Annotated in this window: 9 protein-coding genes; 5 read left to right on the forward strand and 4 right to left on the reverse strand. The window is 66.6% G+C overall.

Annotation, left to right across the window (positions count from 1 at the left end):
• The 3 genes from JMF90_RS11520 to JMF90_RS11530 form a co-directional block, all read left to right on the forward strand.
• Positions 1-641 (forward strand): ankyrin repeat domain-containing protein (locus JMF90_RS11520; RefSeq protein WP_201325117.1); only part of this gene is annotated, 641 nt, incomplete at its 5' end.
• Between the two features lie 140 nt (positions 642-781).
• Entirely contained in the window at positions 782-1,147 is a 366-nt protein-coding gene (locus JMF90_RS11525) for a hypothetical protein (RefSeq protein WP_011694512.1), read from the forward strand.
• A gap of 584 nt (positions 1,148-1,731) precedes the next feature.
• Positions 1,732-3,861, forward strand: a complete 2,130-nt coding sequence (locus JMF90_RS11530; protein WP_041489630.1) for a TonB-dependent siderophore receptor — start codon at positions 1,732-1,734, stop codon at positions 3,859-3,861.
• 193 nt (positions 3,862-4,054) lie between these two features.
• Here the strand turns inward: JMF90_RS11530 and JMF90_RS11535 are convergent, their stop codons facing one another.
• The gene (locus JMF90_RS11535; protein WP_006479806.1) at positions 4,055-5,002 is read right to left on the reverse strand and encodes a LysR family transcriptional regulator; all 948 of its coding nucleotides are present in this window, start codon (positions 5,000-5,002) and stop codon (positions 4,055-4,057) included.
• A 224-nt stretch (positions 5,003-5,226) separates the two neighbouring features.
• Here JMF90_RS11535 and JMF90_RS11540 point away from each other — a divergent pair, with 224 nt between their 5' ends.
• Entirely contained in the window at positions 5,227-6,255 is a 1,029-nt protein-coding gene (locus tag JMF90_RS11540; RefSeq protein ID WP_011694514.1) for a DUF1338 domain-containing protein, read from the forward strand.
• Between the two features lie 238 nt (positions 6,256-6,493).
• Here JMF90_RS11540 and JMF90_RS11545 read toward each other — a convergent pair whose 3' ends face one another.
• From JMF90_RS11545 to JMF90_RS11555, 3 genes are all read right to left on the reverse strand, one after another.
• Positions 6,494-6,691, reverse strand: a complete 198-nt coding sequence (locus tag JMF90_RS11545; protein ID WP_006479804.1) for a CsbD family protein — start codon at positions 6,689-6,691, stop codon at positions 6,494-6,496.
• 53 nt (positions 6,692-6,744) lie between these two features.
• Positions 6,745-7,095, reverse strand: coding sequence for a BON domain-containing protein (locus JMF90_RS11550; RefSeq protein WP_006479803.1), 351 nt, complete (start codon positions 7,093-7,095; stop codon positions 6,745-6,747).
• Between the two features lie 76 nt (positions 7,096-7,171).
• Positions 7,172-7,336, reverse strand: a complete 165-nt coding sequence (locus tag JMF90_RS11555; RefSeq protein WP_166488164.1) for a hypothetical protein — start codon at positions 7,334-7,336, stop codon at positions 7,172-7,174.
• Between the two features lie 397 nt (positions 7,337-7,733).
• Between JMF90_RS11555 and JMF90_RS11560 the strand changes: the two genes are divergently transcribed.
• On the forward strand, positions 7,734-9,261 hold a 1,528-nt coding region (locus JMF90_RS11560), incomplete at its 3' end, for a helix-turn-helix transcriptional regulator (protein ID WP_200052658.1).

Below are 9,261 nucleotides of genomic sequence, written 5' to 3' on the forward strand. Positions count from 1 at the left end.
TCAAGCCCGACCAGCTCGAAACGATCCGCCTGCTGATCGGCGCGGGCGCGAACGTCAACGCGATCGCACCGAGCGGCGAGCCGCCGCTGGCGATGGCCGCGAATGCGTATACCCCGTCGCCCGAGCTCGTCCGGATGCTGTTGAAGTCTGGCGCCGATGCCCGCGCCACCGATCCGAATGGATACACGGTGCTGACCGGACGCGCGGCATCCGATCTCGACATCCTCAAGCTGCTGGTCGACGCCGGCGCCGATCCGTACGCGCATGCGAAGACCGGACAGACGCCGCTCAGCTTCGTGTGCGAGCGACGCTACGAACTGGACGGTCAGCCCGACCCGACCGCGGCCGAGCGCATCGCGATCCTGCATGAACCCGGCACGCCGATCGAGCCGCGGCTGGGCGAGCAACGCGTCCGCTGGGGCGAGACGCCGTTGCTGCGCGCGGCGATCGTGCACAACCCTGACTGCGTGAAGGCGCTTCTCGATGCCGGCGCGGATCCGGATGCGCCCGCGCTGATCGGCGCGGGTAAGGATGACGCCACCGGCAGCGTGCGCGAAGCGGTCGCGCGCGGCGCGAAGGCGACGCCCGACGTGTACGACCGCAGGGCCGTCGCGCTGATCGAAGCAGCCCCACGCAAATAACCGTCAGGCCGTGCACGTCGTGCGCCGTCGTGTTGCCCGTGGGGCGGACACGGGGCGCGTGCGTGCAGGGCCGTCGTGTTCCGCCGGCGCGCGAGCGCCAACTTTTTCAAAACACTGTTCAACCACGGAGAAACCACGCAATGAAACGAATCGCACTTGCCGCCCTCGCGCTGACGATCGTCTCGGGCGCCATGGCCGCGAAAGGCGAGCTCAAGGTATCGGCCGCGCAGATGATCGAGGCCTATACGGGTTCGGGCGGCGACAAGTATTTCGACCAGCCGGTCGCGCTGACGGGCACGCTGCTCGGTCTCGAGAAGGGCTTCACAGGCAAGACGCTCGCGGAGATCGGCGAAGACGTGGATGCCGATCAGGCGGTGCGCGCGTCGTTCGTCGATGCGGCGGCCGAACAGAAGGCGCAGCGGCTGGTCGGCAAGCGCGTCACGCTGCATTGCGTGGGCGACTTTGCATCGGGGATCGCGACCGTTCGCGATTGCCGCCTGAAGTAAGACCCGGCGTCGACGGGCCGCGCCGGCCCGTCGACGCGCCGGCGGGATGTCGCAATGGCTCGCGTCATTCGACGTCCTCGTCGTCTTCCTCATCGGCCTCTTCGTATCGCACTCCGGCGCCGCATACGCGCTCGCCAGGTCGGCTTGCCGTCGTGGATCGCGCCCGAAGTGCATGTCCTCGAACGACGCATCCCAAGCAGCCCTTCGATCCATACGGTCATAACACACCGCGCCCGCTCAATTTCTTTCTATTTCTTTACGAAATCCGCGCGTCGATGCGCAAAACTGAAAGTTATTCGTCAGGAATCCGCAGTGTTAGCCGGAGGTACGTTGCACGAAGGCGACATGTTGGAAATTGATTAATAACGCGAATCATTCTCGTTTAATATTTCGCTCCATTACGAGCCGTGACGCGTCGCAACGGCGTTTTCGTGCCGGGCATGCCGGCCGGGGCGACGAGGCGATTCTCTGTGCGCCGTCCGTTGTGCGTAGACACGCGTTCGCCTGTCGAGTCGCCGGCTGATGACCTTGCGTCGGCCGCACGCGTTTGCGCTCACCATTTTCCCTCTGCCTTTACTTCAACGATGAAATTCAACAAGAGCGCGTGCCACGTCCTTCTGATCGCCTCGTCGCTTGCCGGCACACGCGCCGCCTGCGCGCAGGCGGCCGACGCCGCGGCGACCCTGCCCGCGATTTCCGTCAACGCGGCCGCCGAGCATGCGTCGTACGACGGCGGCCATTCGCGCGCGGCGACCAAGACCGACATGTCGCTGATGGACGTGCCGCAGACCGTGAACGTCGTGCCGCACGCGGTGATCGAGGATCAGAACGCGACGTCGCTGCAGGACGCGTTGCGCAACGTGCCGGGCGTCGGCTTCTCGGTCGGCGACGGTCAGCGCGACCAGATCACGATCCGCGGCTTCAACAGCATCACGGACCAGTACGTCGACGGCATTCGCGACGACGCGCTGTACTACCGCGACCTGTCGAACGTCGATCGCGTCGAGGTGTTGAAGGGGCCGGCGGCCGTGCTGTACGGACGCGGCTCGGCGGGCGGCATCGTGAATCGCGTGCTGAAGCGGCCGCTCGCGAACCCGGTGAACGACGTGGGCGTGACGCTCGGCACGCGCGGCGAGCGGCGCGGCGAATTCGACCTCGGCTGGAATGCGAACGACGCGGCGCGCTTTCGCATGACCGGCGCGGCCGAGAATTCGAACAGCTTCCGCGACCAGTTCCAGCTCAACCGGCAGGCGATCGCGCCGTCCGCGCAGTTCAAGCTCGACCGCGACACGGTACTGAACGTCGAATTCGACTACCTGCACGACCGCCGCACGTCCGACCAGGGGATCCCCGCGTATCGCGGCCGGCCGGTCGACGTGCCGATCAACACGTACTACGGGTCGGCCGACGGGGTGAACAGTTCGTACAACGACGTCTCCGCGAAAAGCGCGACGGTGTCGCTCGATCATCGCTTCAACGATTCGCTGTCGTTCCACGGCGCGATCCGCGCGTACGACTTCTCGCTCGAGCGGAAGAACTACGTGACGTACGAGCCGATCAAGACCGCCGCGCACCCGGTCGTCACGCTCGACCAGTCGACGCGCCAGCGCACCGATCACGGCATCGACGGGCTGTTCGAACTCACGCAGAAGACGTCGCTGTTCGGCATGCGCCACGAGCTGCTGTACGGGCTCGAACTGTCGCAGCAGCAGAAGTTCGACACGATCTACAGCGTGTCGAAGGTCGCGACCTACGATCTCTTCAATCCGCAGCCGGTCGTCCTGCCCGGCGTGCCGACCGGCACGCGTGCGAAGACGAACGCGTCGACCGTGGTCGGGCTCGCGGGCGTCTACGCGCAGGACCTGATCTCGCTGACCGAACACTGGAAGGTGCTTGCCGGCCTGCGCTTCGACTACCTGAACCAGATCCGCCACGACTACACGTCGTCGAACGTCAATCTCGACCGCACCGACCATGCGTGGAGCCCGCGCGTCGGCCTGATCTACGAACCGCTCGACTGGCTGACGCTGTACGGGTCGTTCAGCCAGTCGTTCTCGCCGCTGGCCGACACGCTGATCAGTTCCGGCGCGTTTACGAACGGCGCCGCGCTTGCGCCGCAGAAGACCACCGCGTATGAAGTCGGCTCACGCTTCGACCTCGGCGGCAAGGCGACGGCCAGCGTCGCGCTGTTCGACATGCGCCAGACCAACCAGCAGATCGGCGACCCGGCGAATCCCGGCTATGCGCTGCCGATCGGTACCCAGCACGTACGCGGAATGGAGCTCGGTTTCACCGGCGAGATCGCGCCTAAGTGGTCGGTGTATGCGGGTTACGCGTACCTGAACGGTACGGTGGACGGCTCCGCGCAATCGACGGCGGCCGGCCTCGCGGTATCGAGCAATACGCCGGGGCTGATGCCGCGCCACAGCGCGAACCTGTGGCTCAAGCGCGAGCTGCCGTACGGCTTCTATGCGGCGGCCGGCATGCAGTTCCAGTCGGCGCGCTACACGTCGGCGAGCGATCTCGTCACGCTGCCGTCGTTCACGGTGTTCAACCTGGGCGCCGGCTATCGCAGCAAGAAGGTCGACGTGACGCTCACGCTCGACAACCTGTTCAATCGCCGCTACTTCATCGCCGCGCACGGCAACGCGGACCTGTACAACATGCCCGGCGATCCGCGCACGCTGACCGCCACGGTGAAGTGGCACATGTAACGCACGCGGTGCGCGACGATGCGGGGCTTCCTCACGATGCCTCGCACTCGAGCGCCCATGATCCGGCTCGCGCTTGATGTGTCGAGCATGAGCGGTCGCGCCCGCGCGCTGCTGGTGAAGATTCTTTCGGCCGGCGTGCCGGCGCGGCACGCATCCGGCGCCACCGCGTCATGACACCGGTGCGACCGCGCCGTTACTCGACGTCTTCGTCATCCTCTTCATCGGCGTCTTGCACGTCGCGTTCCGGCGCTGCATACGCGCTCGCCTGTTCGAGCAGCCAGCCGCGGAACGATTCCAGCGGCTTGCTGTGGCTGAACTCGGTCGGATACACGAGGTAGTACGCCGAATCGCCGACGGTTGCCGCGTCGCACGGCACGACGAGCCCGAGCTGCTGCAACTGTTCCTCGACGAAGAACTTCGGCACGAGCGCGACGCCGAGCCCGGCCGCGGCCGCGCTGATCAGCATCGTATGCAGTTCGTAGCGCACGCCCTGCATCGTGCGGATGTCCTCGACGCCGTGCGTCTCGAACCACTGCGCCCACGCGCCGGGGCGCGTCGTCGAGTGCAGCAGCGGATACGCGAGCAGATCCTCGACGCGCTCGACCGGCCCGTTCAGCAGCGCGGGCGAGCAGATCGGCACGACTTCCTCGCCGAACAGGTAGTCGGACGACGTGCCGGGCCAGGTCGGCTTGCCGTAGTGGATCGCGGCTTCGAAGTGCGTGTCCTCGAACGAGAACAGGTCGGTGCGGCTGCCCATGTTCACGCGCACGTCGGGCGTGCGGTCGTAGAAGCTCTTGATGCGCGGGATCAGCCAGTGCGACGCGAAGGTCGGCAGCACCGCGAGTTCCAGGTAGCCGCCGCCGCTGCCGTGCGCGATGATCGACAGCGTGTCGCGGTCGAGCGTTTCGAGCGCGCGCCGCACCTGCGTGCCGTACAGCTTGCCGGCGCGCGTCAGCACGACGCGCTGCTTCACGCGCGCGAACAGCCGCACGCCGAGGCTCGCCTCCAGCGTCGCGATCTGCCGCGACACGGCGCTTTCGGTCAGGAACAGCTCCTTGGCCGCGTGCGTGAAGCTCTCGTGGCGGGCGGCGGCTTCGAAAGCCACGAGCGCGCCCATGTTGGGGATCTTGAATTTGCGCATGATGCTCGATTCGTCTGACGAACGGACCCGCACGCCGCCGGGGTGAAGCGCCAGCGAAGCGCGGCTGATAATTCCAAAAACTCATCACGTATCAATTTAATCTCGCTTTACGCCCCGCTGCAACCCTTTGAATAATGCTTGCCATGCAAGGCTTGGCGCCCGTGGGCGGCCGGCCGACGAGTGGCCGGCACGTTTGCCGGCGAGTCCCCGAGACGAGAATCCTGATGCGCAATCCGAATATCGACAGCTTGCTGACCAAGCTGCTGGGACAGGCGAAGACCGACGCCCTGTTCTCGACCCTGAACATGCCGGCCATCCTCGAAGAATGGGAAGACGGCGTCGTGACCCGCGCGGAAATTGCGCAGGCGATGAACATGGCGCTGTTCGAAGGGCTGCTCGAGCGTTCGGCGAACGGCCGCGCGTACACGGCCGAGGCGATCGAAAACGGTGGCTCGGTCTATTTCGACCACGGCGCGCTGCGCACGGTGCGCTGGCCGCACACGGGCGCACTGCCGCCGGGCGAGGCGGCGTTCACGCGCATCCTGCGTCCGCTCGGCTTCCGCCTGAACGGCCGCTACCCGCTCGACAAGCTCGGCATGACCGGCCGCGCGTATGCGCATGAAGACGCGCCGGACGAAATCGCGCAGTTCTTCGTGAGCGAACTGCATCCGGAGCGCTTCTCGAAGGAATTCCAGCAGGCCGTGACGAACGTGGTCGGCGCGTCGCGCGACCCGCTGTCGCCGGCGGCCGTCGCGCGGCTGTGGGAAGTCGAGCGCGAAGGCTGGCTGTCGCTCGAAGACGCCCATGCGCTGCTGCCGGAAATCGTCGGCGCGTTCGCGCGCCAGCACGACGTGCCGAACGAGCTCGACTACGAGACGCTGCTGATGGAATCGGCGGAAATGGCGTGGATCGCGACCGAGGGCAACGCGTTCAATCACGCGACCGACCGCGTCGCCGACGTGTTCAAGCTGTCCGACGACGAGAAGGCGAAGGGGCGGCCGATGAAGCCCGAAGTCGAACGCTCGCGCTCGGGCCGCGTGTTCCAGACGGCCTATCGCGCGGATACCGTCGAGCGCGAGTTCCGCACCCGCGACGGCGGCACGGTGAAGCGCAACGTGCCGGGTTCGTTCTACGAGTTCATCACGCGCAAGCGCACGTTCGACCAGGCGGCGCGCCGCTGGGTGACCGACCTGCGCTTCGATGCGGGCAACGCGCAGGGCATCTTCAAGATGACGGCGAACGCGGCGAAGTAAGCGCGGCGCGTCACGCACCGCACGCAAAAGAGAAGGGCCGGCGGCTGGTTTCAGCCGTCGGCCCGTTTTCATTGACGACGCGTCGTGCGCGTCAGAAGAGGTGCGTGACCAGAAAAAACAGCACCAGCAGCCCGATCGGTACGCCGAGCAGCCATGCGATCAGATATTTGCCCATGTCGTGGTCCTCCTCGTGGCCGCGACGCGGTGCGCGTCGCGGCGGGGTGAGACGACTGGCGCGTTACAGCTCGCGGTCGAACTCCTTCAACTGCTTCTCGGCTTCGTCGCGGGCGATCCCGTAACGCTCCTGGATCTTGCCGGCCAGATAATCGCGATTGCCTTCCGCGACCTGGAGGTCGTCGTCGGTCAGCTTGCCCCACTTGGCCTTCAGCTTGCCGGTGAGCTGCTTCCACTGGCCCTTGATCTTGTCTTCGTTCATGGTGTGCTCCTTTCGTAAGGGGAGAAAAGTGCGGCGCTCGGCCGCGGGGTAGCTCAGGCCTTCGCCTTCAGGCCGGATGCGTCGACGTGCTTCACGCCCTTGATCGCGCGGGTCACGGCAACGGCCTTCTTCACGGCGACCTTCGTCGGCAGCACGCCCGTCAGCGTGACGACGCCGTCCACCGTCTTCACGCTGATGTCGGTGCTCTTCACGCCGTCGGTGGTTGCGAGCTCACCTTTCACCTTGGTCGTGATCCACGTGTCGGTGACAGGCTGATTCGATTCGCTCGCCATGCCGCTGTCGGTCGACGAGGCCTGGGCATGCGCGTTCGTGAGCGGCGCGGCGGAAAGCAGGAAGGCCGCGCTGACGGCGAGCAGGGTCGAAAGGTGCGAGGTCTTGTTCATTGATGTTCTCCTTCGATTGGCGGGTTGAATCAATCAGTCGGGGAGCACGGCGCGTTCCCGTGCGGTGCCCGCGCGTTCAGCGCGCGATCGGCGTGTCGTAGCCGGGCTCGCGCGGCGGCATGTCCGGGCGCAGTACGTCGGGCGGCAGCGGTACCGGCGGGTCGGTGCCGGGCGCCGGTTCGGGCGGATGGTCCGGGGGCGGTTCGGGCCGCGTCGGATCGGGTGTCTGATGCAATTTCATCCGTGTGTCCTCCCTCTGCGGTATGAAAGGGCAGCGCATGAGCGCCGATGCAGTACCAGCGTACCGACGCGAACGCGAGCGGACATCGCGCAAATTCACCGGATCGGTTAGTGCGTTTGCACTGGGGGACGGAACAGACGGTGGGCAGGGACATGCACCACGACCCGGGCAACGCGGCGCGACAGGCGCGCTGGCCGCACCGCACCATTCGGCGGGGCACCGCACGATCACGGGCGGCGTGCGAATGTACTATTCGAGATAGTGCATTCGCGCGTGTCGCGCCGTTGCGCGGCACGCGATCATCGCCGCACGCGCCGGCCGGGGCATGTCGCTGCAACGGGCGCTCGGCCGGCGCTCATGTTGATCGCTCATGTTGACGAGAAGGGACAACGATTCGATGAACGAACCAGTAGACGAACAGGCGCTCAAGTCGCATACCGACCGGCGCCAGCTGCACCAGATCATCGCGGGGCTGACCGAGGGCGTGATCCTGATCGAGCCGGACCAGCGGATCGTCTGGGCGAACGAGGCCGCGCTCGCGATGCATGGCGTGACCGAGCTGAAGGCGCTCGGCGCGGACGTCACCGAATACCGCGAGCGATTCCGGCTGCGTTACCGGAACAATCATCCGGTGCGCGACGGCCACTATCCGATGGATCGCGTGATTGCGGGCGAGGAATTCAGCGACGTGACGGTTGAAGTCGAATCGGCCGCCGACGAGTCGGTGAGCTGGGTGCACCGCATCCGCAGCCTGGTGCTGACGAACGCGGCCGGCGCGCCCGACTGCCTGGCGCTCGTGCTGCACGACGCGACCGAATGGGCGAGCGCCGAGGAACGCTTCGAGCGAACCTTCAACGCGAATCCGGCGCCGGCCGTGATCTGCCGGCTCGACGACTTGCGCTACGTGAAGGTCAACCAGGGCTTTCTCGACATGACGGGCCACGCGCGCGACGACGTGCTCGGCCGCTCGGTGTACGAGATCGACGTGCTCGAACAGGCCGAGCGGCGCGAGCTGGCGATCGAGCGGCTCGGCGAAGGCGCGACGATCCCGCAGATGGAGGCCGTGCTCAAGCTGGCCGACGGCAGCACCAAGGCGGTGGTGGTCGCCGGGCAGCCGATCGACATGAACGGCGAGGCATGCATGCTGTTCACGTTCATGGATCTCGAGCCGCGCAAGCAGGCCGAGCGCGCGCTGATGCAAAGCGAGGAACGCTTCGCGACGGCCTTCCGGATGGCGCCGGTCGCGATGGCGATCGTCACGGCCGACCGTTTCGAGCTACTCGACGTGAACGACGGGTTTGCCGCGATGACGGGCCATGCGCAGGCCGATCTCCTTGGTAAATCCGCGGACGAGATCGGGCTGTGGGCCGAACGCGGCGCGTGGTCGCGTATCGAAGGCCGGCTCGCGGGCGACGGTCACGTGCGCAACGTGGACGTGCAGATTCGCACGCGCGACGGCGACGTGCGCGATTGCGTCGTGTCGGCCGACCCCGTCGCGATTCACGGGCGCGATTGCCTGCTGGTCGCGCTGCTCGACATCAGCGACCGCAAGCGTACCGAGATGGAGCTCGTCTATGCGATCGAGACGGCGATGCAGGACGCGTCGTGGTTCAGCCGCACGCTGATCGAGAAGCTCGCGAACGTGCGGCGCGCGAATGCGCCGGATGCGGGCGCGCAGCTGTCCGACCTGACCGCGCGCGAGCGCGACGTGTTCGACCTGCTGTGCCACGGTCTGGCCGACAAGGAAATCGCCGGCCGCCTCGGGCTGGCGCCGAACACCGTACGCAATCACGTCGCGACGATCTACGCGAAGCTCGACGTGCACAGTCGCGGCGAGGCGATCGTGTGGGCGCGCGAGCGCGGGATCGTCGGCGCGGCCGAAGCGAACGGCGCGCGCGGCGACAAGGGCGGCGCGAAGGGCAAGG

Source organism: Burkholderia sp. E168m23 (assembly GCF_016586125.1).
Taxonomy (GTDB): domain Bacteria; phylum Pseudomonadota; class Gammaproteobacteria; order Burkholderiales; family Burkholderiaceae; genus Burkholderia; species Burkholderia orbicola.